The organism is Bradyrhizobium sp. SZCCHNS2022 (genome assembly GCF_032377575.1).
GTDB classification, from domain to species: Bacteria; Pseudomonadota; Alphaproteobacteria; order Rhizobiales; family Xanthobacteraceae; genus Bradyrhizobium; species Bradyrhizobium aeschynomenes.
This window is the reverse complement of record NZ_JAUHHZ010000001.1, coordinates 4,014,481-4,039,963: the sequence shown is the minus strand read 5'-3', so window position 1 is coordinate 4,039,963 and position 25,483 is coordinate 4,014,481. Positions and strand designations below refer to the sequence as shown.

The following is a 25,483-nucleotide window of genomic DNA, read 5'->3' as shown; positions in this document are numbered from 1 at the left end:
TCGATCCAGGAAGCCGGGCGAGCGTTTGACCAGGATCCGGCAACGATGACAGGAGCGAAGACATGCGGCAGGCTGCTCAGCTGATCGAAGCTTTCAGGGGACGGGGATCGGTCGACGGTTTCGACACGGCGAGCTCATTTGGCCACGCGCCGAGTCTGCTGATCGCCGATGACGACGCAGCGGTGGTCGGGCTCCTCTCACATCACTTCGCGCGCCTGGGCTTCGAGGTGGACACGGCGTCTGACGGCCTTCAGGCGTTCTTGAAGGCGACGCGAGGCAAGCCAAGCGTGTTGGTGATCGACGTCAACATGCCGGAGCTGGACGGCCTGTCAGTCTGCGGGCATCTTCTCGATGCTGATCGTGCGCCGGCGAAAGTGATCATCATCACGAGCAGCAGCAATCAGCATACGCTGCAGCGATGCGAGCGCGTGGGGACCCGCCACGTCAGGAAAGGCCCCGATTTCTGGAGGGACCTCGACGCCGCATTGCTTGAGATCGATCCTCGGATGGCTCGTCGACTTCGGCGCACGACCGGCTAGCAGCCGACGTCGCTGGATCGCCGGACACGTCTAGGCGTTCGATGCCGTGACAGTCCAGGAATTGGGATGCGGTTTCGGATGAATGCTGTCGCGACCAACAAGAGCACGGGACCGGAGGGGAATTGCTCCGTCTCGACCTGCCGGCGATCTGCCTGGGAGACCAAGCATGTGCGTGCCGCGTTGAAAGGCCAGCGCAAAAAGACTGACCGGGCAGACTCTCATAAACCCGCTGATCAGAACGTCGCCGGCGTCAGCAGCGGCCTGTAGCACGGCGCGGTGTTGATATGCGCGCGCCGGAACGAGCCAGTGCGTATGATGTGCCGATCCCTTCGCGCCTGCTGGCCCATTTGCGGCGTTGTCCTAGCTCATTTGCTGCGCGTGACAATGCTGGCGTTGGGCAGGGCAGCGTCTCTGCGGCCAGGAATTCTGCTACATCGTCGAGCCTTCCCGACGCTGGCGTGAAGCGGTGGTCGCTGAGCCTTGCGGCTTCCGTACGAACGAAAATGTGGACGTATCTGGTGCGGTTTCTGGTGCAGCGAGGCAGAAGCGACAAAATCCGAGCGAGCAAACCATTGAAATTACTGGTGGGCCCGGCAGGACTCGAACCTGCAACCAGACCGTTATGAGCGGCCGGCTCTAACCATTGAGCTACAGGCCCCGCGGCGCGGGGGTCGTGGCGGTGGCGGGCGGGGACGGGCCTGCCCGCAGCGGCGCGGCGGACCCGGCGACGGTGCGGGCTTCGTTTACAGCCCCGGCGGCGATCCGGCAATGCCGCTGCCGGATCGTTTTGGCCGGTTGCCGGCACCTCCATCGGGACCACCCGCGCCCGGGACGGCCGTGGCGCTAATCCACCGAGACGCCGGCGAATTCCACCACCTTGCGCCACTTCTCGGTCTCGTCGGCGACCAGCTTGCCGAACTCGGCCGGGGTCATGGCGCGCGGGATGCCGCCAGTCTCGGCCAGCCGCGCCACCAGCTTGGGATCCTTCAGCGCTTCCCCGACCGCCTTGTTGAGGATCTCGACGATCTCGGGCGGCGTGCCCTTCGGCGCGGAGATGCCGTAGAAGCCGACCGATTCGTAGCCCGGCACGGTCTCGGCGACCGCCGGCACGTCCGGCACGGTCGGCCAGCGCTGCGGCGACGTCACGCCGAGCGCGCGCACGGTGCCGCCACGGGACTGCTCCAGCGCGGTCGGCAGGTTGTCGAAGATCAGCTGCACCTTGTTGGAGATGATGTCCGGGAAGGCCAGCGCCGAGCCCCGATAAGGCACGTGCAGCATGTCGCATTTCGTCATCGCCTTGAACAGCTCGGCCGCCATGTGCACGGAGGTGCCGTTGCCGGAGGAGGCGAAGGCGATCTTGCCGGGATTGGCGTGGCAGTAGTCGATGAACTCCTTGACCGTCTTGGCCGGCAGGTCGTTGCTGACCACCAGCATGTTGGTGAGCTGCATGATGCTGGCGACCGGCACGGTGTCGCGGATGAAATCGTAGGGCAGCTTCTTGTACAGCGAGGTGCTGATCGCGTTGTTCGGCGCCACGAACAGCAGCGTGTAGCCGTCCGGCGGCGAGTTGATCGCGGCGGCGGCGGCGATGTTGCCGCCCGAGCCGGTGCGGTTCTCGACCACGACCTGCTGGCCGAGGCGGTCGGACAGCCATTGCGCCATGATGCGGGCGACGATGTCGACCGGGCCGCCCGGAGCGAACCCGATCAGCCAGCGGATCGGCCGGTCCGGATAGGCGGCCGCAGCCGGTTGGACGGCGAGCCCCGCCGTGACGATCAATCCGAACAGCAGTGCGCGCGCCAGCTTCATGCTCGTCTTCCCCCATGTGTTGTCGTTGTGCAGCTCGAATGCGCCGGCCCGGTCGCGCCGGGCCGGCCGGTGTCCAGTTCGCCGTCACTTCTTGATCAGCGGGCAGGCCGGATCGGGCGGACCGAACGCGTCATCGCCTTTGATGGTCGCGAGGATCTTGTAGTAATCCCACGGATATTTGCTCTCCTCCGGCGACTTGACCTGGGCCAGCACCAGATCGTGCACCATCAGATTGTCGGCCCGGAGCTTGCCGTTGCGGGCGAAGAAGTCCTCGACCGGCGTCTCGCGCATCTTGGCGGCCACCGCGAGCGGCTCGTCGCTGCCCGCGGCCTTGATGGCGTTGAGATAGTGCGTGACGGCGGAGTAGACGCCGGCCTGCCACATCGTCGGCATCCGGTTCATCTTGGCGAAATAGCGCTTCGACCATTCGCGGGTCTTGTCGTCCATGTCCCAGTAGAACGAGGTGGTCAGCAGCAGGCCCTGCGCCGCCGGCAGGCCGAGCGAATGGATGTCGGTGATCAAGGCCAGCAGCGCCGCCATCTGCTGGCCGCCCTTGAGCAGGCCGAACTCGGATGCGGTCTTGATCTCGTTGATGTTGTTCGGCGGGCCGGCGGCGATGCCGATGATCTTGGCCTTGGAGGCCTGCGCCTGCAGGATGAAGGACGACAGATCGGGCGTCGCGAAGGGCGGCCTGACGGCGCCGACCACCTTGCCGCCATTGGCCGTGACGACGCTGGATGCATCGCGCTCGAGCGAATGACCGAAGGCGTAGTCGTCGGTGATGAAGAACCAGCTGTCGCCGCCGCGCTTGACGACCTCCTTCGCCGTGCCGGTGGCCAGCGCCCGGGTGTCGAACACCCACTGCATCGCGTAAGGCGAGCAAAACTTGCCGTGGAAATCGGCAGCCCCCGTCGACTGGGTGATGAACAGCTTCTTCTTCTCGGTGGCGATGGTCTGCACCGCGAGGCCGACCGCCGAGACCGGGACGTCGACGATGAGATCGACCTGCTCGGTGTCGTACCAGCGCCGCGCGAGCGCCGCGCCGATGTCGGGCTTGAGCTGGTGGTCGCCGACGATGACGCTGATCGGCTTGTCCAGCACCTTGCCGCCGAAATCATCCACCGCCATCTGCGCTGCGGTGACCGAGCCCTGTCCGGTCGGCGTCGAGGCCGGTCCGTTCATGTCGCTGAGCACGCCGATCTTGACGACGTTGTCGGAAATCTGAGCTTGCGCCGCCGTCGTGGCCACCAGCGCGGCAGCGGCAAGCGCCGCCGTTCTCACCAAGCTGAGCTGCAATCCGTCCTCCACCGATGTCGGCATCACGCCGTTGTCCGTTGCGGCTCTGCCGGCCGCTCAGCCTATCTGCAATCAATCCAAGCCGGCCGTCAATCATGCCGGACGACGGATGGGGACGGCGATCATGTGTGCTGCAACGCCAGACATGTGTGCTGCAACGCCAGAGGCATTGTTTCCAGGCCGGATCAGCGGCTCGGCGGCTCACGCCTTGGCGGCCTTGTGCTCCTCATGTGCAGCCTCCCACACCTCGCGCGCGGCATCCGCGTTCATGAGTGCGATGCCGACGCCGACGATCAAGTCGGGCCACACCGACCGCCAGAGACCGGCGGTGACGAGGCCGACGGCGATGATCGCGATATTGGCATAGGCATCGTTGCGCGCGGACAGGAAGGCGGCGCGCGTCAGGCTGCCCTGGTGATCCCTGACCCGCGCCAGGATCAGCGCGCAGCCGAGATTGACGATCAGCGCGCCGAGACCGGTGACGGTGAGCGGGAGCGGCGCCGGCACCGCGGGCGTGAAGAACTTCTCGCCCGCGGTCCACAGTCCGGCGATGGCCGGCGCGAGCAGGATCAGCGCCAGCACCTTGCCGAGCTGGGCTCGCTTGGCCGGGCTCCAGCGCAGCGCCAGCGCGATCAGGATGTTGACCGAGGCGTCCTCGAGGAAGTCGACGCTGTCCGCGAACAGTGCAACCGAGCCGATCGCGAGCGCGACCGCGAACTCGATGCCGAAATAGCCGAGATTGAGCGCGGCGACGGCGAGCACGGCGCGGCGGACGGGAGCTGTATCATCCATCGGGCGACCTCAATCGTCGAGCGCGGCGAGCCGCTCCGCCTCGGCGAGATCGTCGGCGGTGTTGGCATTGAAGAACGGGTCGAGTGGCACCACCGGCCAGCTCACGGTTGCGACCGCGTAGCGGGCCGTGAAGCGGGTGACCTTGCGGATGTCGTCTCTGACCAGAGCATGACGGAGATCCGCGCGCAGCCCGACCGGCCACAGGCCGACCACCGGATGGAGCTGGCCGCCGGAGGCAGCCAGCGCCAGCTCGCTGTGCTCCGCCGCGCGCGCGGCCACGAGGCGCGCAACGAGATCGCGCGGCAGGAAGGGGCAATCGGCGGCGGCGCTGAGCATCCATTGTGTTTCCGGCATGTGCGACGCCACCCAGTCGAGACCGGCGAGAATGCCGGCGAGAGGGCCCTTAAATCCGTCCACGCTGTCCGCCACGACGGGCAGGCTGGTGGATGCGAATCGTGCGGGGTCGCCATTGGCGTTGAGGATCAGCCGGCTGCACTGCGGCGCCAGTCGCTCCATCACGCGCTGCAGGATGGTGCGGCCATCGACCAGCCGCATCGGCTTGTCGCCGCCGCCCATCCGCTGCGCGAGGCCGCCGGCGAGCAGCACGCCGGGAATCGAGGTCGTGGTCATGGCTGTCATCACCGGTTCCGTTATCATGTCTTCCGCCGCAGAGTCGCGCTTTGCCTGCCGTCGCCTGGTCTGCATGGCTGCTGGCACGACACTGCCATCCGTGGATATAGAGCTTTGCGAAAGCCCATCGGGCCATCGATTGATCACGCGCCTGCCTGTGCCGAGCATCAGGGGCCTTTTGGGAGACTGCGATGAACGTCATCGGCCTCGCCGGGTGGAGCGGCGCCGGCAAGACCACGCTGCTGACGCGGCTGATTCCTCACCTCATCGGGCAGGGTCTCCGTGTCTCCGTGATCAAGCACGCCCATCACAAATTCGACGTCGACGTTCCCGGCAAGGATTCCTGGCGGCATCGCGAGGCCGGCGCGGAGGAGGTGCTGGTTGCATCCGGCACGCGCTGGGCGCTGATGCACGAGCTGCGCGGCGCCGGCGAGCCCGCCCTGGCGGAACTGCTGGCAAAGCTGTCTCCCGTCGATCTCGTCGTCATCGAGGGATACAAGGCCGGGCCGCATCGCCGCATCGAGGTGCACCGCACGGCCAACGGCAAGCCGCTGCTGTTTCCAGACGATCCCGGTATCGTCGGCCTCGTCACCGACGGCGATGTCGACACGGCTTTGCCGCGGGTTCATATCGACCATATCCCGGCGATCGCAGCGCTGGTCCGGCGGCTGGCCATGCCGTTGGCCGACGTGCTTGCGCTCGCGGACAGGACTGCCGCGCCATGATGGAACTCGGTCGCTCTGGTATCCCAGGAACCCGGCTCCGGCATCCTGGACGACATTCTACGAGCCGGTTGACGGGCCCGGACTGCTTCGCCATGGTCCCGCGCATGACGATGACGAGGCTGGATTTGACGGGCCTGAAGTGTCCGTTGCCGGCGCTGAAGACCCGCAAGGCGTTACAATCGCTCCAGGCGGGGGAGCGCCTCGAAGTGCGCTGCACGGATCCGCTGGCGGTGATCGACATCCCCAACCTGATTCGGGAGACCGGGGATCGGGTCGAGATCGTCGATCGCAGCGACCGCGGCATTCTGTTCCTGATCGAGAAGGCGACGGCGGCTGAATGACGAACGCAGGAGAGTGCAGGCGCATCACATGCTGCAGGTTGTCCGAACTAAGTAGCTCGTCCGCGGTCTCTCGTGCGAGGGGGGTGTCAACAGCGCGCGCCGCTTCCTATCGTCGCAGCAGCGCCGGCGCCCGCTCACAACAATGCCGCGTTCTCGGTCAAAGCTTGCGCGCTGGTTGGGAGGCAAGGACAGGTTGTTCGTGCTTCACGTTTTCGAGAGCGCGTGCTCGCAGTTCCGTAACCTGCAGAGCGCTGATCGCTCGGCGATCTCATTAGTTGATTCTTTCAGGTATCGCCGTGGATCGTCTGGAAGTAATCGCGAGCAGAATGACTACAGCCGTGAGTGGCGACGGCGTCGGTTGCACGTGAATTTGTGTGTTTGTTAGCAACACATGGACGCTGCAGTGCAATCAATCCACGACGTTCGACCGATTATTACCATTTTACTATCGACAATTTGCCTTGGTTCTGCACCAATTGAGACGCTTCCGCGGAGGTTGCGAGAGGCGAGTCATGCCCGCTGGGGAGCGGGCCAGGTGGAACCGCGGCACGAAGATGGTCGGGGCATAACTCTCGGGTGGGGGGTGTTATGCGCATCGAGCAAGTCATCAATGTTTGTGCGTTGCGAAGCCGCTCTGGCACGTCGATAGCGGGCACGGTGAGTAAGCGTATTGATTCTGATCAAGGGGACAGAACATGACGTCGTTGCGTTGGACGGGAGTCCGTAGGGGAGGAATGCATGGCTACCATTGAAAGCGCGGGGGCTCTCCCGAACGCGCAGGCGGGGATCTTCGATCGTGAGCACACGGTCGCGAAAGCGGGATTCAACCGCTGGCTGGTTCCTCCGGCTGCGCTGTGCATCCATCTCTGCATCGGCATGGCCTATGGCTTCTCGGTGTTCTGGCTGCCCTTGTCGCGCGCGATCGGCGTGACGCAGAGCCAGGTCTGCGCCGACATGACGCTGGTGCAGGAGCTGTTCACCACGAGCTGCGACTGGAAGGTCGCGAGCCTCGGTTGGATGTACACGCTGTTCTTCGTGCTGCTGGGCGGCTCCGCTGCCATCTGGGGCGGCTGGCTGGAGCGGGCCGGACCGCGCAAGGCGGGTGCCGTTGCGGCCTGCTGCTGGGGCGGTGGCCTCTTGATCGCGGCGCTCGGCATCTATGTTCACCAGCTCTGGATGATGTGGCTCGGTGCCGGCGTCATCGGCGGCATCGGCCTCGGCCTCGGTTACATCTCGCCGGTGTCGACCCTGGTGAAATGGTTCCCGGACCGGCGCGGCATGGCGACGGGCATGGCCATCATGGGCTTCGGCGGCGGCGCCATGATCGGCGCTCCGCTGGCCAACCTGCTGATGAACTACTTCAAGACGCCGACCTCGGTGGGTGTCTGGGAGACGTTCGTCACCATGGGCGTGATCTACTTCGTGTTCATGATGATCGGCGCCTTCGCCTATCGCGTCGCCCCGGTCGGCTGGCAGCCCGAAGGCTGGACGCCGCCCGCGGTCAAGAAGGCGATGATCTCCGACCATCACGTCCATCTGAACAACGCGCACAAGACGCCGCAGTTCTGGCTGGTGTGGTGGGTGCTGTGCTTGAACGTGTCGGCGGGTATCGGCGTGATCGGCATGGCCTCGCCGATGCTGCAGGAGATCTTCGCCGGCAAGCTGATCGGTCTGCCTGACGTCAGCTTCAACCAGCTCGACGCCACGCAGAAGGCGACCGTCGCGGGTATCGCGGCAGGCTTTGCCGGCCTGCTCTCGCTGTTCAACATCGGCGGCCGCTTCTTCTGGGCGTCGATGTCGGACCATATCGGCCGCAAGGCCACCTATTACTGCTTCTTCCTGATCGGCATCGTGCTCTACGCGCTGGCGCCGACCTTCGCGGCGATGGGATCGAAGCTGCTGTTCGTCGGCGCCTTCGCCATCATCCTCTCGATGTATGGCGGCGGCTTCGCGACGGTGCCGGCCTATCTGGCCGACCTGTTCGGCACCCAGTTCGTGGGGGCCATCCATGGCCGTCTGCTGACGGCCTGGGCGACCGCGGGCATCATCGGCCCGGTGGTGGTCAACTACATCCGCGAGTTCCAGCTCGCCGCCGGCGTGCCGCGCGACCAGCTGTACAACACGACGATGTATATCCTCTGCGCGATGCTCCTGGCCGGCCTGATCTGCAACCTGCTGATCAAGCCCGTGGATCACAAGTGGAACATGAGCGCGGACGAGGTCGCGAAGTATCAGGCCCAGCTCGCCAAGAACGAGTCGGCGATCCAGCACGGGTCGTTCGGCATCGGCAAGGGTGGCCTGGATGCCAAGTCTGCCTTGTTCTGGGCTTTCGTCGGCGTTCCCCTGGCCTGGGGCGTCTGGAAGACCCTGGAAAGCGCGGTCAAGATCTTCTGATCGTGAGACGATGATGCAACGGGGCGGCCGATCGGCCGTCCCGTTTTTTTGTCCGTAGCCTGCACGCTGCCCCCGGAATGCCGGTCCTGCGCGCCACGCCTTCATCCCCCCGCCTTCAATTCCCGATGACGAGCGGGCCTTCCAAGATCTCGGTCCTCTGACGCATGCCGCAGGGGATGATCGTGGAAGCATTCCTCATGCGACCGACCGCTTACCGCTCGCGAACAGCAGGCCGACCGGAGCCAGCCGGCCATCGGCATCGAGCTCGATCGTAAACGAGAGCTCGACGATGGTTTCCGGATGATGGCCGTTCTCGAACAGCGCATATTTCATCGCCTCGGCCCGGCTGACGAACAGGCCGCCATAGAGCCCGTTCTGCTCCTGGGCGACCCACTGTCCCTGGCTGTTCCTGCCGATGAAGACGAGTGCGAGCCCGGGTATGTTGCGCGGTGGGAGGGCGAGACCTTTCACGGGGCTGATCCTTTGCGTGTGAGCAGGCCGATCGGAGCGGCCTGCGCTCGCGGTCGGAAATATCGAGGCGAGGGGTAGGAATTCGAGATGACGCCGCGTGCGTTCGCATAAAGGCGGCGTATGGGGCTTAGTTTCCTGCCCGCTGAATCAGCGCCATCACCGCGCAGTAGAGCGCGGTGTAGCCGATCATCTCGTCCCAATGGTTCAGGCTGGCGGCGAACACGCGCTCCCGGCGCAGCACCGCGAGCACGGCACACAGGATCGTCGTCATCCACAGCAGGGCTGCGAGGCTGCGGCCGACGCCGATGCCGCCGAAAGTTGCGAACACGACGAGGATTGCCATTCGCAGCAGAAATCGCAGCAGCACCCTGGCCGCCGGAAGCTCCGCGGGCTTTTCGGTGGACATGAGCATGGCGCGCGTGACGGCGGATCAGAAATTGTCGCAGCAGAGCAGGTCGCCGACCCCCGCTTCGGCCGCGACGCCGCGCCTTGCGCCCGGTGGCGAGACGCTTGGCCCGAGACGGCGAGCTTCGGCTGCGGCGTGGAGAATGGCGAGGGCGAGATCGCTGTGATGGGCTTCAGCGCAACGATCGAGCCAGTCCGGCAATTCGCGCTGTTGCGACAATGCGCAGTGCCATTCGCCGTCATCATAGGCAATCCGGCGGAGCTGCCATTGCGGCAATTGTAGCGCGATCAACTCCAGCGCGGCATCGATCCGTGCTTCGGCTTCCAGCAATCTTGCGATCCGCTGCCGGCGCCGCCCGTGCGCCGACAAGGGTGAGAGGCCCTCGTCGTCGCCAAGCAAAGCCGTGAGCATCGTCGTCGTGGTCTGCGCGATCTGCGCCAGTTCCAGCACATCCGGTCGTGTCGTCAAGGCAGCCATGCTGGCCTCCCCTCGTCGGTGAGCGATGGCCCGATGGGCCCTGACCGGCAATGTGGCCGATGGCGCCGTAGGAATGCGAGACGAGTGGGGGCGGGGAGAAATAGGCGGCGCATAAAGATGTCTCCGCTAGGTGGCCGCTCATATGCGGGCGCCGCCGCGGCCGCGCGATTTTGCGCAGGGGAATGCCGCGGTCTTTATGGGATTCCTATAATTCTGTCGGCGGCGCCGTCTCGAAAACCTACGAGGTCCGATGCCATCTGTCCGCCATGGAACGGATCGTGGCCGCGGCGGCGCTCCCGGCCGCTCCATGCATTGCGCGCCTTCGCGCGCATGAGGAGCACACCATGCTGGACATCCTTATGCTGGCGCTGGCCGCCGGCTTCTTCGCTCTCGCGATCGGCTACACCTATGCCTGCGAGCGGCTGTAGGAGACGCGCCATGATCGTCGACTACTCCCTCGCCGGCGCGGTGTCGCTCGGCCTCCTGATCTACCTCACCTACGCCTTGCTGCGGCCCGAGCGGTTCTGACCGCCGACCGTCGGCTCTTCGAGGACAACATCCCATGACCGTGATCGGCTGGATTCAGATCCTGCTCTACTGCGCCGTCGTCGTCGCGCTCGCCAAGCCGCTCGGCTGGTACATGACGCGCGTCTTCAATGGCGAGCGCACCTTCCTCTCACCGGTGCTGCGGCCGGTGGAGTCCGCGATCTACTGGATCGGCGGTGTCGACGAGCGGCGCGAGCAGCATTGGCTGACCTACACGGTCGCGATGCTGCTGTTCCATGTCGGCGGCTTCCTGATCATCTACGGCGTGATGCGGCTGCAGGCCGTGCTGCCGTTCAATCCGGCCGGGCAATCGGCTGTGGCCGAGGATCTCTCCTTCAACACCGCGATCAGCTTCCTGACCAACACCAACTGGCAGAACTACGGCGGCGAGAGCACGGTCTCCTATCTCGTGCAGATGCTCGGCCTCACCCACCAGAACTTCCTGTCGGCTGCAACCGGCATCGTGCTGGCGATGGCGCTGATCCGCGGCTTCTCACGCGCATCCGCGCGCACCGTCGGTAATTTCTGGGTGGATGTAACGCGCTGCACGCTCTATGTGCTGCTGCCGCTCTGCGTTCTCTACACGCTGTTCCTCGTCTGGCAAGGCATCCCGCAGACCCTCGGGCCGTACGTCGAAGCGACGACGTTGGAGGGCGCCAAGCAGACCATCGCGGTCGGCCCGGTCGCCTCGCAGGTTGCGATCAAGATGCTCGGCACCAATGGCGGCGGCTTCTTCAACGCCAATGCCGCGCATCCGTTCGAGAACCCGACCGCGCTGTCGAACTTCATCCAGATGCTCTCGATCTTCACGCTCGGCGCCGCGCTCACCAACGTGTTCGGCCGCATGGTCGGAAATCAGCGCCAGGGCTGGGCGATCCTTGCTGTGATGGGCGTGCTGTTCATCGCCGGCGTCGCCATCACCTACTGGGCCGAGGCCAATGGCACGTCGACGTTGAACGCGCTCGGCCTGACCGGCGGCAACATGGAAGGCAAGGAGGTCCGCTTCGGCATCGTCGCCTCCTCGCTGTTCGCCGTGATCACCACGGCCGCATCCTGCGGCGCGGTCAACGCGATGCATGACAGCTTCACCGCGCTCGGTGGCATGATCCCGCTGATCAACATGCAGCTTGGCGAGATCATCATCGGCGGCGTCGGCGCCGGCCTCTACGGCATGCTGCTGTTCGTCGTGCTCGCGATCTTCGTCGCCGGCCTGATGGTCGGGCGCACGCCGGAATATGTCGGCAAGAAGATCGAGGCCCGCGAGGTCAAGATGGCTATGCTGGCGATTCTCGTCCTGCCGTTGATGTATCTCGGCTGGACCGCGGTCGCGGTGGTGCTACCGTCGGCTGTTGCATCGATGGCCAATGCCGGCCCGCACGGCTTCACCGAGGTGCTCTACGCCTTCACCTCCGCGACCGCCAACAACGGCTCGGCCTTCGGCGGCCTCACCGGCAACACCTTCTTCTACAATCTGACGCTCGCCTCCTCGATGTTCGTCGGCCGCTTCTTCATGATCATCCCGGCGATGGCGATCGCCGGCTCGCTGGCCGAGAAGAAGTCGATCCCGCCGTCGGCCGGTACCTTGCCGACGACCGGCGGCCTGTTCGTCGGCCTGGTCGTCGGCGTCATCCTGATCATCGGCGGCCTCACCTTCTTTCCCGCTCTCGCCTTGGGTCCGATCGTCGAGCATCTCGCGATGACCGCCGGCACCGTGTTCTGATCTCGGAGCAACCTCCATGGAAACCGTCAAACTGCAGGCGCGCTCGTCGATGTCGACGATGCTCGATGCCAAGATCGTGCTGCCGGCCATCAAGGCCGCGGTCGTCAAGCTCGATCCGCGGCTGATGATCAAGAACCCCGTGATGTTCGTGGTCGAGGTCGTCGCCGCGCTCACCACGGTGATCTTCCTGCGCGACGTCGTCACCGGCGGGGCCAATCTCGGCTTCACCTTCCAGATCATTCTCTGGCTGTGGTTCACCGTGCTGTTCGCCAATTTCGCCGAGGCCGTCGCCGAAGGGCGCGGCAAGGCGCAGGCGGATTCGCTGCGCAAGACCCGTACCGAGAGCCAGGCCAAGCTGCTGACCGGCTCTGGGACGTCCGATCACAGCTACAAGCTCATCCCGGGCACGAGCCTCAAGGTCGGCGACATCGTGCTGGTCGAGGCGGGGGACACGATTCCCTCGGACGGCGAGGTGATCGAAGGCGTCGCCTCGGTGAACGAGGCCGCCATCACCGGCGAGTCCGCGCCGGTCATTCGCGAATCCGGCGGCGACCGCTCCGCGGTGACCGGCGGCACGCAGGTGCTGTCGGACTGGATCCGCGTGCGCATCACGGCCGCGCAGGGATCGACCTTCATCGACCGCATGATCAAGCTGGTCGAGGGCGCCGAGCGGCAGAAGACGCCGAACGAGATCGCGCTGAACATCCTGCTTGCCGGCCTCACCATCATCTTCGTGTTCGCGACGGTCACGATCCCGAGCTATGCCGCCTATGCTGGCGGCTCGATCTCGGTCGTCGTGCTGGTGGCGCTGTTCGTGACGTTGATTCCGACCACGATCGGCGCGCTGCTGTCGGCGATCGGCATCGCCGGCATGGATCGCCTGGTGCGCTTCAACGTGCTGGCGATGTCCGGCCGCGCCGTCGAGGCCGCCGGCGACGTCGACACCCTGCTGCTCGACAAGACCGGCACCATCACGCTCGGCAATCGCCAGGCGACCGCGTTCCGGCCGGTCAGGGGCGTGAGCGAGCAGGAGCTCGCCGACGCCGCCCAGCTCGCCTCGCTTGCCGACGAGACGCCGGAAGGCCGTTCCATCGTGGTGCTGGCCAAGGAGAAGCATGGCATCCGTGGCCGCGACATGGCCGAGCTCGACGCCACTTTCGTGCCGTTCACGGCGCAGACCCGCATGAGTGGCGTCGATGCCGGCGGCTCGACGGTGCGCAAGGGCGCGGTCGATGCGATCCTGAGCTATCTCAGTGGCGGCACGACGCAGGTTGCCTCAGGCAACACGGTGCGCGCGGTCCAACCGGCTGAAAGCGAGCTCGCCCGCGAGATCCGCGGGATCGCCGACGAGATCGCCAAGTCCGGCGGCACGCCGCTCGCGGTCGCCAGGGACGGGCGCCTGCTCGGCGTCATCCAGCTCAAGGACATCGTCAAGGGCGGCATCCGGGAGCGCTTCGCCGAGCTGCGCCGCATGGGCATTCGCACCATCATGATCACCGGCGACAACCCGATGACCGCGGCCGCGATCGCTGCCGAAGCCGGCGTCGACGACTTCCTGGCGCAGGCGACGCCCGAGGACAAGCTCAAGCTGATCCGCGACGAGCAGGCCAAGGGCAAGCTGGTGGCGATGTGCGGCGACGGCACCAACGACGCGCCGGCGCTGGCGCAGGCCGATGTCGGCGTCGCCATGAACACCGGCACGCAGGCTGCGCGCGAGGCCGGCAACATGGTCGACCTCGACTCCAACCCGACCAAGCTGATCGAGGTCGTCGAGATCGGAAAGCAGTTGCTGATGACGCGAGGCGCGCTGACCACGTTCTCGATCGCCAATGACGTCGCCAAGTACTTTGCCATCATCCCGGCGATGTTCCTGGCGTTCTATCCGCAGCTCAACGTGCTGAACGTCATGAATCTCGCCAGCCCGCAGAGCGCGATCCTGTCGGCGATCATCTTCAACGCGCTCGTCATCATCGCGCTGATTCCGCTGGCGCTGAAGGGTGTCGCCTACCGCGCCATCGGCGCCGGCGCGCTGCTCGGCCGCAACATGCTGATCTACGGCTTAGGGGGCATCATCATCCCCTTCATCGGCATCAAGGCGATCGATTTGATCGTGACCGCCTTGCATCTGGCTTGAAGCCTAACCGCCGTCATTGCGAGCGAAGCGAAGCAATCCAGAACTGTCTCGACCTACACGACTCTGGATTGCTTCGTCGCTTCGCTCCTCGCAATGACGGCCGAGAACTCGGAGATACACAATGCTCAAAGAAATCCGTCCCGCCATCTTCGTCCTGCTCGCCCTCACGCTCATCACGGGCCTGCTCTATCCGCTTTCCATGACCGTCGTCGCCGGCACCATCTTCCCGGCGCAGGCCGAAGGCAGTCTCATCACGCGCAACGGCCAGGTGATCGGCTCGGCGCTGATCGGCCAGGAGTTCAAGGACGACAGATACTTCCATGGCCGTCCGTCCGTGACCTCGGCCGCCGATCCGAACGATGCCACCAAGACCGTGCCGGCGCCCTACAATGCCGCCAATTCCGCAGGCTCCAATCTCGGCCCGACCAGCAAGGCGCTCGCCGAACGTGTCAAGGAGGACGTCGACAAGCTCAAGGCCGAGAATCCCGCGCAGGCCGTACCGGTCGACCTGGTGACCACGTCGGCGAGCGGGCTCGACCCTGACATCTCGCCGGAGGCAGCGCTGTTCCAGGTGCCGCGGGTGGCCAGAGCGCGCGGCATTCCCGAGGATCGCGTGCGGGCGCTGGTTGCGAGCACCACGGAAGGGCGGCTGATCGGGCTGCTTGGCGAACCCCGCGTTAACGTGCTTGCGCTCAATCTGGCGCTCGACGCCGCCAAGGCGCAATGAGGCCGCTCTACGCCCTGGCCTTGGCGCCGAGGTCCCTCCGTCTATAATGCCGCATGGCCCAGCAACGCCGCGATCCTGACCAACGTCCCTCGCCGGAGGCCCTGCTCGAAGCGGCCCGGCGGGAGGATAGTCCTGCCGGCAAGCTCAAGATCTTCGTCGGCGCCGCGCCCGGCGTCGGCAAGACCTACGAGATGCTGTCGAGCGCGCATGCCAGGATGAGGGCCGGCGTCGACGTCGTCATCGGCTTCGTCGAGACCCATGGCCGCATCGAGACCGAGGCGCTGGTGCGCGGCCTCGAGGTCATCCCGCGCAAGCGCATCTCCTACAAGGACCAGGTCGTCGAGGAGATGGACCTCGACGCCGTGATTGCGCGGCGGCCGAGGCTCGCGCTCGTCGACGAGCTCGCGCACACCAACGTCGCCGGCAGCCGGCATCCCAAGCGCTATCTCGACGTCGAGGAACTGCTGTCGCACGGCATCGATGTCTACACGGCGGTCAACGTCCAGCACATCGAGAGCCTGAACGACGTCGTCGCCCAGATCACCCATGTGCGCGTGCGCGAGACCGTGCCGGACTCGATCCTCGACCGCGCCGATGCCATCGAGCTGATCGATCTCACCCCCGACGATCTGATCCAGCGGCTGAAGGAGGGCAAGGTCTATGTGCCCAAGCAGGCCGAGCGTGCGCTGGAGCACTATTTCTCGCCCGGCAACCTGACCGCGCTGCGCGAGCTGGCGCTGCGCCGGACCGCCGAGCGCGTCGACGAGCAACTGCTCACCCACATGCAGGCCAACGCCATCGCCGGGCCCTGGGCCGCCGGCGAGCGCATTCTCGTCTGCGTGTCGGAAGATCCGCGCGCGATGAGCCTCGTGCGCTACACCAAACGGCTCGCCGACCGCGTCCATGCGCCATGGACCGCGGTGACGATCGAGACCCGGCGCAATCTCCAACTCACCGACAAGCAGCGCGACCGGCTCGCCGACACGCTGCGGCTGGCGGAGAGCCTCGGCGCTGAGGCGCTGACGATCCCCGGCGTCGGCCGTCGCATCGCTGACGACATCATCGGCTTTGCGCAGTCCAATAACGTCACCCAGATCATTATCGGCAAGTCCAGCCGTTCTCGCCTGTTCGAGATGATCAGGGGCTCGGTGGTGCATGATCTCGTCCGGCGCGCCGGCAACATCAGCATCCACGTCATCGCCGGCGAGGAGGCGCCGGACGCCGCGGGCACCTCGGTGCAGACGCGCCCGCGCAGCGAGCCGCTGCAGCCGAAGCCCTATCTGAAGGCGCTGCTGATCACGGCCGTCGGGCTCGGTTTGGCCGAGCTGATTCAACCCTTCTTCGGCATCGAGAACGTCGATCTGGTGTTCCTCACGGCGGTGGTCGGCGTCGCCGCGCGCTATGGTCTGTGGCCGTCACTGCTGGCGAGCCTCGCCGCCTCGCTCTGCTACAACTTCTTCTTCCTGCCGCCGCTGTATACGTTCACGATCACCGATCCGACCAACATCGGTGCATTCTTCTTCTTCATGCTGATCGCGATCCTGGTGTCCAATGTTGCCGCGCGCGTGCGCGTTCAGGCTGACGCCGCCACCTACCGTGTCCGGACCACCGAGCAGCTCTATGCCTTCAGCCGGAAGCTTGCCGGCACCGCGACCCTCGATGACGTGCTGTGGGCCACGGCCTATCAGGCTGCGCTCATGCTGAAGGTCCGCGTCGTGCTGCTGCTGCCGCAGGATGGCAAGCTCACGGTGATGGCGGGCTATCCGCCGGAGGATCAGCTCGACGATGCCGATCTCGCGGCGGCGAGCTGGGCGTGGAGCAACGACCGCGCGGCCGGCCGCGGGTCCGACACGCTACCGGGCGCCAAGCGCCTGTTCCTGCCGATGCGCACGGGGCGCGGCTCGATCGGCGTCATCGGCATCGACGATGATCGCAGCGGGCCGCTGCTGACGCCCGACCAGCGCCGGCTGCTCGACGCGCTGGTCGATCAGGGCGCGCTCGCGATCGAGCGGGTGCTGCTGGTCGAGGACATGGACAAGGTCAAGCGCACCATGGAGCAGGACCGGCTGCGCTCGGCGCTCTTGACCTCGATCTCGCACGACCTCAAGACGCCGCTCGCCTCGGTGCTCGGCGCCGCCTCGACGATGCGCGATCTCGCGACGCGGCTTTCGGACAAGGAGAAGCTCGACCTGCTGGCCACCGTCATCGACGAGTCCGAGCGGCTGAACCGCTTCATCGCCAATCTGCTCGACATGACGAAACTCGAGTCCGGCGCGATCGTGCCGAACGCGGCGCTGCATGATATCGGCGAGATCGTCGGCAGCGCGTTGCGGCGGGCGAGCAAGATCCTCGCCGGCCACCACGTGTCGCTCGAAATGACGGCCGACCTGCCGATGGTCGAGGTCGATGCCGTGCTGTTCGAGCAGGTGCTGTTCAACCTGCTCGACAATGCCGCGAAGTACGCCCCGGCCGACACGTCGATCGCGATCCGCGCCATCAGGGACGGCAACTGGGTCGTGCTCGACATCCGTGACGAAGGCGACGGCATTCCCGCTGATGAGGTCGAGCACGTGTTCGACAAGTTCTATCGCGTGCAGAAGGGCGACCAGGTGCGGCCCGGCACCGGATTGGGACTTGCGATCTCGCGCGGTTTCATCGAGGCGATGCACGGCCGCATCTTCGCCGGCAACCGCACCGATCGGCGCGGCGCCATCCTCACCATCCGCCTGCCGGTGCCGGCGCAGGCCAGACCCCTGGACACGGCCGCATGACAGGCGCTCCCATCAAGGTCCTGGCGATCGACGACGAGCCGCCGATCCGCAAGTTGTTGCGGATGGGGCTGGCGACGCAGGGCTATGAGATCCTGGAGGCGCCGAGCGGCAAGGTCGCGCTGGAAAAACTCGCGGAAGGTCCCGCCCTGATCATTCTCGATTTGGGGCTGCCCGACATCGACGGTCACGAGCTGCTGCGCACCATCCGGGCGCGCAACGACAGCATTCCGATCGTCGTGTTGTCGAGCCGCGGCGACGAGGCCGGCAAGGTCAAGGCCCTCGATCTCGGCGCCGACGACTACGTGACAAAACCGTTCGGCATGGACGAGCTGCTGGCGCGGCTGCGCGCCGCGCTGCGTCACCAGTTGCAGGCGCAGGGCGAGCGCCCGGTGTTCCGCACCGGTGATCTCTCGGTCGATCTCGTGCGCCGCATCGTCAAGCTCGGCGAGCGCGAGATCAAGCTGTCGCCGAAGGAGTACGACCTGCTGCGCGTCCTGGTGCAGCACGCCGGCAAGGTGCTGACACATCGCTTCCTGCTCAAGGAATTGTGGGATGAGCTCACCGACGCCCAATATCTGCGCGTCTATGTCCGCCAGCTCCGGCAGAAAATCGAGGCGGACCCCGAGCGGCCGCAATTCGTGCTGACCGAGACCGGCATCGGCTATCGCCTGCGCGCGCCGGATTAGCGCGTCTGCATCAGACGGGAGCAGGGCGGGCGCGCCGACTACTCCGCCGCCTGGCTCTTGCCCTCGATCAGCAGCACGTCGAGGCTCTCAATCTCCTGCATCGCGCGACCGGCGATGCCCTGCAAGTCGCCGTACAGTCCGGCCGTCGAATCCAGCACGCCGCGCAGCTGCTCTTCGCGCTTGGCCCAGAGCCGCATCATGGTCTTGCGCTCGCGGTCGAGATCCGACTGCATCTCGGAAAAGCGCTCGACGATGGCGTCGATGCGGTGGCGGAATCGCGGCCCGGTGAGATAGGCGTAAACCATCTCCATCTTGGTCTGCTGGCCCTCCTGCGCGAGCTTGCTGCAGGCGACGTCGATCAAGGACTGTCGTAGGGCGAGCGACAGCGGCAGCGCGAAGCGCGGCTCGGCGACCCAGACGCCGTCGATGAGGTCGAAGCCGTCGACACCCTTGGGCAACGCGGTCGAGACGATCAGCGCGATGTCGGCCTTGGCCGCGCGCTGGTCGTCGCGCAGCTTGACGAGCCAGCCATCGCTCCAGTTCTTGGTGCGCTTGGATTCCCACAGGATCGCGCCGCAGGCCTGGCCGCCTGGGCCGACCACGCGATGGATGACGTCGCCGCCGAACTCGCCCTTCGGCACGGGCTCGACGAGGTCGCGCGGAAAGCGCGCGCGCAGCTGCGACTCCAGCTCGATCTCCAGCGCCTCGCCCTGCAGCTGCTGCGAGCCTTGCTCGGCCTTGCGGCGAAGCTCCTCGATCTGGCGCTGCATGCCGGCGATCTGGGTCTCCTTCTCGGCGACCTTGGCCTTCAGCGACTCCTCCGCCTCGAGCCGGGCCTTGTCGCGCACGGCAACCAGCGACTCCTGCACCTTGGTCTCGATGGTGAGATCGAGCTCGCGACGGGCCTCGTCGAGCTCGCGCTGCTTGCGCATCATCTCGGCCTGCGCCTTCTGCGCATCGGCGAGCTTGGCGTCCTTGCTGACGATGGCCTCGTGCAGCTCGGCGAGCTGGCGGTCGCGATTGCCCATCTCGTCGGCGACGGCCTGGCGCGCCTTCTCGGCCTCCGCTTGCGCGATGGCCGCACGCTCGGCCTTCAGCTTGGCGGCGACCTGCTGATCGATCGCGGCCTTGGCCTGCGCGATCTGCTCCTGCGCTGCCTTGAGCTGCGCCTCGCGACGGCCGAAATCGGCCTCCTTCGCCTGGAGCTGCTTCTCGAACTGCCGGCGCGTCTCCGCGATCAGGGGCGCGGCGAGCTGCTCGGTCAGCTTGATCTCGGTGCGGCAGGAGGGGCAGACGATCTGGGGATCGGTCATGATTCGCATCTCTCCATGGAGACCGAATCTAACCGGCCGCCGCGTGGCGTTTAACCCACGCGGACGGCTTATCCCACGCAATTATCCGCGATTCGCCGGGCGTCAGGCGCCGTGCGGCGTGGCCTCGGGCGAGGCATCCTTCTCCGGGGCCTTGATGCGGAACCAGGCGACGTAGAGCGCCGGCAGGAACAGCAGCGTCAGCACGGTGCCGACGATGATGCCGCCCATCATGGCATAGGCCATCGGCCCCCAGAACACCTCGCGCGCGATCGGGATCAGCGCGAGCGAGGCGGCGGCCGCCGTCAGCATGATTGGCCGCATGCGGTGCTCGGTCGCCTCCATCACCGCCTCCCACGGCGGCCGTCCTTCGTCGCGCAGATGCTCGATCTGCACGATCAGGATGACGGAGTTGCGGATCAGGATGCCGATCAGCGCGAGCACGCCGAGGATGGCGACGAAGCCCAGCGGCGCGCCGCTCGGCAGCAGCGCTGCGACGACGCCGATCAGGGCCAGCGGTGCCACCGCGAACACAAGGAAGAGCCGCTGGAAGCTCTGCAGCTGCAGCATCAGGATCGTGGCCATCGCGAACAGCATCATCGGCACCACCGCGACGATCGGCGCCTGGCTCTTGCCGCTCTCCTCGACGCTGCCGCCGGTGACGACCTTGTAGCCGGCCGGAAGCTTGGCGTTGAAGGCCGTGATCGCCGGGTTGAGCTGATCGACCACGGTGTTGGGCTGCACCTGATCGATCACGCTGGCCTTCAGGGTCAGCGTCGGCTGGCGTGAGCGGCGCCAGATCTCCGGCTGCTCGATCTGGTAGCGCAGGGTCGCCAGCGCCGCGAGCGGGATCGACTGGCCGTTCGATCCGGACAGCTGCAGGTCGCGCAAGGTCTCCAGCGACTGCCGTTCCTTGGCCTGGGCGCGGCCGCGGACGTCGATCAAATAGATGTCGTCGCGCACCTGCGTGATCGAGGTGCCGTCCAGCACGCTGTTCAGCGCATTGGCAATGTCCTCGGAGGTGACGCCGAGCTGACGCGCCTTGTCCTGCAGCACGTCGACCTTGACGACGCGCGCGGGCTCCATCCAGTCGAAGATGACCGCGCCGAGATGGCTGTTGCCGCGCATCACGCCGGCAACCTCCTGGGCGATCTCGCGCACCTTGGCGACATCGGGGCCGCTGACGCGGTACTGCACGGGGCGGCCGACCGGCGGGCCGATGTCGAGCAGATGCACATAGGCATCCGTGCCGGGGAAGGTCTTGGTCAGATAGGCCTGCAGCTTGCCGCGGGCGCGGTCGCGCGCCTCGAGGCTCTTGGTGACGATGATGATCTGGCCGAACGACACGTCGGCCGGCTGCACGTCGAACGACAGCACGAAGCGCTGCGCACCGGAGCCGACATAGGTCGACCAATGGTCGATGTCGGGATTGCCCTTCAGCGCCTCCTGCTCGAACTGCGCCATCTGCGCATTGGTCTCCGCGATCGAGGAATTCTGCGGCAGGTTGAAGTCGATGACGAGCTCGTTGCGGTCGGAGGAGGGGAAGAACTGCTGCTGCACGAAGCGCATGCCGAACACCGAGAGCCCGAAGACCAGCACCGTGGCGACGATCGTGGTCCAGCGATGCTGCATGCAGGCCTTCAGCATCGCACGGAACACCCGCGTCAGCCGGCCGCCCTCGGCATGATGGCTCGGCAGCGAGGCGGGGAGAATGGTGACGCCGAGCAGCGGCGTGAACAGCACGGCCACGATCCACGATACGACCAGCGACACCGCGATGACGACGAACAGCGTGAAGGTGAACTCGCCGGCGGCGCTGTTGTTGAGGCCGATCGGAATGAAGCCGGCCACCGTCACCAGCGTTCCCGTCAGCATCGGGAAGGCCGTGGAGGTGTAGACGTAGGTCGCCGCCTTGCGCAGGCTGTCTCCCACTTCGAGCCGCGCCACCATCATCTCGACCGCGATCATGGCGTCGTCGACCAGCAGGCCGAGCGCGATGATCAGCGCGCCGAGCGAGATGCGCTGCAGGGAAATGCCGGTATAGGCCATGACCAGGAAGGTGATCGCGAGCACCAGCGGAATCGAGATCGCGACGACGAGGCCGGCGCGCACGCCGAGGCTGACGAAGCTGATCGCGAGCACGATGATGACGGCCTCGTACAGCGCCTTGGTGAAGCCGCCGACCGCTTCCTCGACGATCTTCGGCTGATCGGAGACGAGATGCACGCCGACGCCGACCGGCAGGTCGGCGATGACCTTGGTCATCTCCTCCTTCAGCGCCTCGCCGAAATCGAGCAGGTTGGCGCCGGCCTTCATGCCGATGGCAAGGCCGATCGCAGGCTGGCCGTTGAAGCGGAACAGCGACGTCGGCGGATCCTCGTAGCCGCGCGTGATGGTGGCGACGTCGGTGAGCGGGAAGAAGCGATCGTTGATGCGCAAATTGATCGCCTTGAGGCTGTCCTCCGAGGTGAACTGGCCGGAGACCCGCACCGCGACGCGCTCCGGGCCCGCCTGCAGCACGCCGGACGGCGACACCGCGTTCTGGGCCTGCAGGGCGGTCAGGATGGTGCGCTGGTCGATGCCCAGCGCGGCGACCTTGCGCGGCGAGAATTCGAGATAGATCACCTCGTTCTGCGCGCCGACGATGTCGACGCGGCCGACATTGGGCACGGTCAGCACCTTGGCGCGAACCTCCTCGACGCGGTCGCGCAGCTGGCGCTGGCTCAATCCGTCGCTGGTGAAGGCGTAGATGTTGCCGAACACGTCGCCGAAGCGGTCGTTGAAGCCGGGTCCGATCACGCCCGAGGGGAAGTCGCCCTTGATGTCGTTGATGAGGTTGCGCACCTGCAGCCAGGTCGGCACGACGTCGCGCGCCTTCGTCGTGTCGCGCAAATTGACGAACACGGTGGTCTGGCCGGGCACGGTCAGGCTCTTGGTGTAGTCGAGCGCCGGCAGCTCCTCGAGCTTCTTCTCGATGCGGTCGGTGACCTGGCGCGTCATCTCCTCGGCGGAGGCACCCGGCCATTTGGCCTGGATCAGCATCGTCTTGATGGTGAAGGAGGGATCCTCCTCGCGGCCGAGATGCAGGTAGGAGTAGAGCCCCGCCGCCATGAAGGCGATCATGAAATACCAGACGAGCGAGCGGTGCTCGAGCGCCCAGTCGGAGAGATTGAAGGACTTCACGGCTGAGCTTCCTGATCGATGCGGACGGACTGGCCATCCTTGAGACTGTGCACGCCGGCGGTGACGACACGCTGCCCGGCCTCGAGACCGCCGGTGACGCGGACGCTGCCGTCCTCGTTGCGGGCGATGGTGATTTCCTGTCGCTTGACGGTCTTGCTGGCGGCGTCGACCAGCCAGACGAAGCTCTTGTCGTTCTGCTCGAGCACGGCCGAGCGCGGCAGCCTGATGACGGTCTTCTGCTCGGTGTCGAGCGTCGCGGTGACCGTTGTGCCGAGACGCATGCTCTCCGGCGGATTGTCGAGCGTGATGCGGATGCGGCGCGTGCGGGTCGTGGCGTCGGCGCGCGGCGCGATCTCGCGCACCTTGCCTGCCGCGCTGATGTTCGGATCGACCTGCAGCCGCACCGTGAACGGTGTGCCCGCCTGCAGGCCGCTGGCGATGTCGTCGCCGACATCGATGACCGCCTCGCGCACATCGGGCCGCGCCACGGTGACGACGCTCACGCCCGGCGAGACGACCTGTCCGACTTCCGCGCCCACCGCGGTGACGATGCCCGCGAAATCCGCCTTCAGCCGGGCGTAGCCGAGCTGCTCTCGTGCCTTGGCAAGATTGGATTGCGCCTTGATCACCGAGGCCTGTGCAGCCGCGCGCGACTGCTCGGCGCTTTCCAGCGTGGCCTTGGTCGTCGCATCGGTCTCCAGCAGCGTGCGCTGCCGTCCTTCGGTGCCGGTCGCATTGGTCAGCTGCGCCTGGCTGCGCGACACCTCGGCGGCGGAGGCGCGGACCGCGAGCTCGAGCGCGGCGGGATCGATCGCGGCCACCACCTGGTCCTGCTTGACCATGTCGCCGACGAAGACGGGCCGCGCGATCAGCCGTCCCAGCACGCGGAAGCTGAGATCGGCCTTGTAGCGCGGCTCGATCGTGCCGGTGACGGCCGAGCCGTTGGCGGCCTGCGGCTCGACCTTCATCGACAGCACCGGCCGAACCGGCTCAGGGGCCGCGGCCTTGTCGTTGCAGCCGGCGAGCAGAGCAAGCGCGAGAAGCGGAATGGCCCAACGCATCGGCGTCATCACGACCGCGTCTCCTCGTTGAATGTGATCTGTTGTCCGACGCTCAGCAGCTTGCCGCCGTCGGTGACGACACGGTCGCCCGGTTGCAGCCCGGCGGAGACGACGATGGCGCCGGTCTCATAGTCCTCGATCTTGATCGGCTTGAGCGAGACGGTCTTGTTCGCGGCGTTCACCAGCCAGACCGCCGGTGTCTTGCCGGCGGCGGTCAGCGCACTCCATGGCAGCACGATGCGCTGCTCCGGCTTGATGAAGCCGGTGGCGCTGACGGCGCTGCCGAGGGTCATCTCCGGCGGCGGATTTTCGATCGCGATCTTGACGCGGACGGTGCCGGATTTGGGATCGATGGTCGGCGACACCTCGCGCACGGTGCCCTTGGCTGTGACCGAGGGGTCCGAGAGCAGCGCCAGCGCTACCTTGGTATCGTCGAACTTCAGCGACAGCGCCGCCTCGTACACGTCGATCACGGCGTCACGGTCGCCGTCATGCGCCAGCGTGAACACCGACTGCGCGGCCTGGGCGACCTGGCCGACCTCGATGTTGCGCGCGGTGATGGTGCCGCTGGCGTCGGCGCGCAGCTCGGTGAAGGTCAGGGCGTCCTTCGCGGTGTCGCGCTGGGCCTTGGCGGCCTCCAACGAGCCTTCGGCCGTGCGCAGCGTCTCCTGCGCCTGGTCGAAGGTCGCGCGTGTCGTGAAGCCGCTCGAGATCAGCGTCTGCTGGCGGTTGAAATTGGAGGTCGCGACTTTCACCTGCGATTCCGCAGCCGCCACGGCGGCCTCCGCGGAATCAAGGTCGGCCTGTTGCTCGGCCGGATCGATCTTGGCCAGCAGCTGCCCGGCCTTGACGTGCGCGCCGACCTCGACGAGCCGCTCGGTGACGCGACCGCTGACCCGGAACGACAGGTCGGCGAGCACGCGCGCCTGGACGTCGCCGGTCAGGGTGATCGATTGCCGCCGCTCCGACAGCTTGACCACCTCGGTTCGCACCACCCTGGCCGGAGGCGCCGTCGCGGCGGTCTTCTGCTCGCAGCCCGCCAGGAGCAGTCCGATCGCGGCGCAGCCGACGGCCGCAAGCAGGCGCGAGCTGGGCGCGCGAAACGCAGGTGGAGATCGCGTGGGTGAGGTCATGGTTGCACGTTCGAGCCCAAAGCAAGGTTGGCGGTCGCAGCTCCGACCGAGGTCCGGGACCGTCGGTCTGGCGCGTCCGGACGGAGGGGACGGTTGCCGCAATCAGCGATGAACCCGAACCGGGCGTTGCCCGTTGGGAGGTTCACGGCCGTAGGGGAACAAGCTGAGCACCATCCCCTTGACAGCACGTGAATTAGACAATCATTTCTAGAAAAAAATGTCTAGTAACATTCCTGTTGACGGGTTTAAAATAACGCATGCCAGCCAATCCGCCGGAAGGCCGGTCGGGATGACGCCTCTGCGGGGGGCTCCCGCGAACTGCGAAACCAGAG

The 25,483-nt window shown here is 66.2% G+C and carries 22 protein-coding genes and 1 tRNA gene; 11 read left to right on the top strand and 12 right to left on the bottom strand.

The genetic code is table 11. The features are described 5' to 3' along the window. Nucleotides 1-62: 62 nt before the first annotated feature. Nucleotides 63-539 carry a response regulator gene (locus QXZ94_RS18185; protein WP_315721562.1) on the top strand — a complete coding sequence of 159 codons (477 nt, stop codon included), beginning with the start codon at nt 63-65 and terminating at the stop codon, nt 537-539. Between the two features lie 582 nt (nt 540-1,121). On the opposite strand, the gene QXZ94_RS18180 is transcribed toward QXZ94_RS18185, so the two are convergent. The 5 genes from QXZ94_RS18180 to mobA all read right to left on the bottom strand — a co-directional run bounded on the left by QXZ94_RS18180 (nt 1,122) and on the right by mobA (nt 5,075). Next, nucleotides 1,122-1,197, bottom strand: a tRNA-Ile gene (locus QXZ94_RS18180). Between the two features lie 185 nt (nt 1,198-1,382). Continuing rightward, nucleotides 1,383-2,348 carry a tripartite tricarboxylate transporter substrate binding protein gene (locus QXZ94_RS18175; RefSeq protein ID WP_315721561.1) on the bottom strand — a complete coding sequence of 322 codons (966 nt, stop codon included), beginning with the start codon at nt 2,346-2,348 and terminating at the stop codon, nt 1,383-1,385. Between the two features lie 84 nt (nt 2,349-2,432). After that, nucleotides 2,433-3,668 carry an ABC transporter substrate-binding protein gene (locus tag QXZ94_RS18170; protein ID WP_315721560.1) on the bottom strand — a complete coding sequence of 412 codons (1,236 nt, stop codon included), beginning with the start codon at nt 3,666-3,668 and terminating at the stop codon, nt 2,433-2,435. A 177-nt stretch (nt 3,669-3,845) separates the two neighbouring features. Beyond that, on the bottom strand, nt 3,846-4,436 hold the full coding sequence (locus QXZ94_RS18165) for a cation transporter (RefSeq protein ID WP_315721559.1): 591 nt from the start codon (nt 4,434-4,436) through the stop codon (nt 3,846-3,848). Nucleotides 4,437-4,445: 9 nt separating this feature from the next. After that, nucleotides 4,446-5,075, bottom strand: coding sequence for a molybdenum cofactor guanylyltransferase MobA (gene mobA / locus QXZ94_RS18160; protein ID WP_409998755.1), 630 nt, complete (start codon nt 5,073-5,075; stop codon nt 4,446-4,448). Between the two features lie 182 nt (nt 5,076-5,257). Between mobA and mobB the strand changes: the two genes are divergently transcribed. The 3 genes from mobB to QXZ94_RS18145 all read left to right on the top strand — a co-directional run bounded on the left by mobB (nt 5,258) and on the right by QXZ94_RS18145 (nt 8,526). After that, nucleotides 5,258-5,791: a molybdopterin-guanine dinucleotide biosynthesis protein B gene (gene mobB / locus QXZ94_RS18155; protein ID WP_315721558.1), complete on the top strand. Its 534-nt coding sequence runs from the start codon at nt 5,258-5,260 to the stop codon at nt 5,789-5,791. A 104-nt stretch (nt 5,792-5,895) separates the two neighbouring features. Then, nucleotides 5,896-6,132, top strand: a complete 237-nt coding sequence (locus QXZ94_RS18150; RefSeq protein ID WP_315726356.1) for a sulfurtransferase TusA family protein — start codon at nt 5,896-5,898, stop codon at nt 6,130-6,132. A gap of 738 nt (nt 6,133-6,870) precedes the next feature. After that, entirely contained in the window at nt 6,871-8,526 is a 1,656-nt protein-coding gene (locus QXZ94_RS18145; protein ID WP_315721557.1) for an OFA family MFS transporter, read from the top strand. 195 nt (nt 8,527-8,721) lie between these two features. On the opposite strand, the gene QXZ94_RS18140 is transcribed toward QXZ94_RS18145, so the two are convergent. From QXZ94_RS18140 to QXZ94_RS18130, 3 genes are all read right to left on the bottom strand, one after another. Next, a complete protein-coding gene (locus QXZ94_RS18140) occupies nt 8,722-8,997 on the bottom strand; it encodes a hypothetical protein (RefSeq protein WP_315721556.1) in 276 nt (91 codons plus the stop codon). 127 nt (nt 8,998-9,124) lie between these two features. Next, on the bottom strand, nt 9,125-9,409 hold the full coding sequence (locus QXZ94_RS18135) for a hypothetical protein (RefSeq protein WP_315721555.1): 285 nt from the start codon (nt 9,407-9,409) through the stop codon (nt 9,125-9,127). A gap of 18 nt (nt 9,410-9,427) precedes the next feature. After that, complete coding sequence (locus QXZ94_RS18130) at nt 9,428-9,880, bottom strand: hypothetical protein (RefSeq protein WP_315721554.1); 453 nt, start codon at nt 9,878-9,880, stop codon at nt 9,428-9,430. Nucleotides 9,881-10,146: 266 nt separating this feature from the next. Between QXZ94_RS18130 and QXZ94_RS18125 the strand changes: the two genes are divergently transcribed. The 7 genes from QXZ94_RS18125 (at nt 10,147) to QXZ94_RS18095 (ending at nt 18,464) form a co-directional block, all read left to right on the top strand. Beyond that, the gene (locus QXZ94_RS18125) at nt 10,147-10,308 is read left to right on the top strand and encodes a hypothetical protein (RefSeq protein ID WP_315721553.1); all 162 of its coding nucleotides are present in this window, start codon (nt 10,147-10,149) and stop codon (nt 10,306-10,308) included. A 10-nt stretch (nt 10,309-10,318) separates the two neighbouring features. Next, a complete protein-coding gene (locus QXZ94_RS18120) occupies nt 10,319-10,408 on the top strand; it encodes a K(+)-transporting ATPase subunit F (RefSeq protein WP_006614032.1) in 90 nt (29 codons plus the stop codon). A gap of 34 nt (nt 10,409-10,442) precedes the next feature. Next, nucleotides 10,443-12,146 carry a potassium-transporting ATPase subunit KdpA gene (gene kdpA / locus QXZ94_RS18115; protein ID WP_315721552.1) on the top strand — a complete coding sequence of 568 codons (1,704 nt, stop codon included), beginning with the start codon at nt 10,443-10,445 and terminating at the stop codon, nt 12,144-12,146. Between the two features lie 16 nt (nt 12,147-12,162). Beyond that, nucleotides 12,163-14,280: a potassium-transporting ATPase subunit KdpB gene (gene kdpB, locus QXZ94_RS18110; protein ID WP_315721551.1), complete on the top strand. Its 2,118-nt coding sequence runs from the start codon at nt 12,163-12,165 to the stop codon at nt 14,278-14,280. A 121-nt stretch (nt 14,281-14,401) separates the two neighbouring features. After that, entirely contained in the window at nt 14,402-15,007 is a 606-nt protein-coding gene (locus QXZ94_RS18105) for a K(+)-transporting ATPase subunit C (protein WP_315721550.1), read from the top strand. 53 nt (nt 15,008-15,060) lie between these two features. Next, a complete protein-coding gene (locus tag QXZ94_RS18100; RefSeq protein ID WP_315721549.1) occupies nt 15,061-17,778 on the top strand; it encodes a sensor histidine kinase KdpD in 2,718 nt (905 codons plus the stop codon). Beyond that, complete coding sequence (locus tag QXZ94_RS18095; RefSeq protein ID WP_315721548.1) at nt 17,775-18,464, top strand: response regulator transcription factor; 690 nt, start codon at nt 17,775-17,777, stop codon at nt 18,462-18,464. The genes QXZ94_RS18100 and QXZ94_RS18095 overlap by 4 nt, the downstream gene beginning before the upstream one ends. Nucleotides 18,465-18,502: 38 nt before the next feature. Here QXZ94_RS18095 and QXZ94_RS18090 read toward each other — a convergent pair whose 3' ends face one another. The 4 genes from QXZ94_RS18090 to QXZ94_RS18075 all read right to left on the bottom strand — a co-directional run bounded on the left by QXZ94_RS18090 (nt 18,503) and on the right by QXZ94_RS18075 (nt 25,151). Next, on the bottom strand, nt 18,503-19,777 hold the full coding sequence (locus QXZ94_RS18090; RefSeq protein WP_315721547.1) for a DUF2130 domain-containing protein: 1,275 nt from the start codon (nt 19,775-19,777) through the stop codon (nt 18,503-18,505). A gap of 102 nt (nt 19,778-19,879) precedes the next feature. Continuing rightward, entirely contained in the window at nt 19,880-22,957 is a 3,078-nt protein-coding gene (locus QXZ94_RS18085) for an efflux RND transporter permease subunit (RefSeq protein WP_315721546.1), read from the bottom strand. Next, the gene (locus QXZ94_RS18080) at nt 22,954-24,030 is read right to left on the bottom strand and encodes an efflux RND transporter periplasmic adaptor subunit (RefSeq protein ID WP_315721545.1); all 1,077 of its coding nucleotides are present in this window, start codon (nt 24,028-24,030) and stop codon (nt 22,954-22,956) included. Before QXZ94_RS18080 ends, QXZ94_RS18085 begins: the two co-directional genes overlap by 4 nt. Further along, entirely contained in the window at nt 24,027-25,151 is a 1,125-nt protein-coding gene (locus QXZ94_RS18075) for an efflux RND transporter periplasmic adaptor subunit (RefSeq protein ID WP_315721544.1), read from the bottom strand. Before QXZ94_RS18075 ends, QXZ94_RS18080 begins: the two co-directional genes overlap by 4 nt. Nucleotides 25,152-25,483 lie beyond the last annotated feature (332 nt).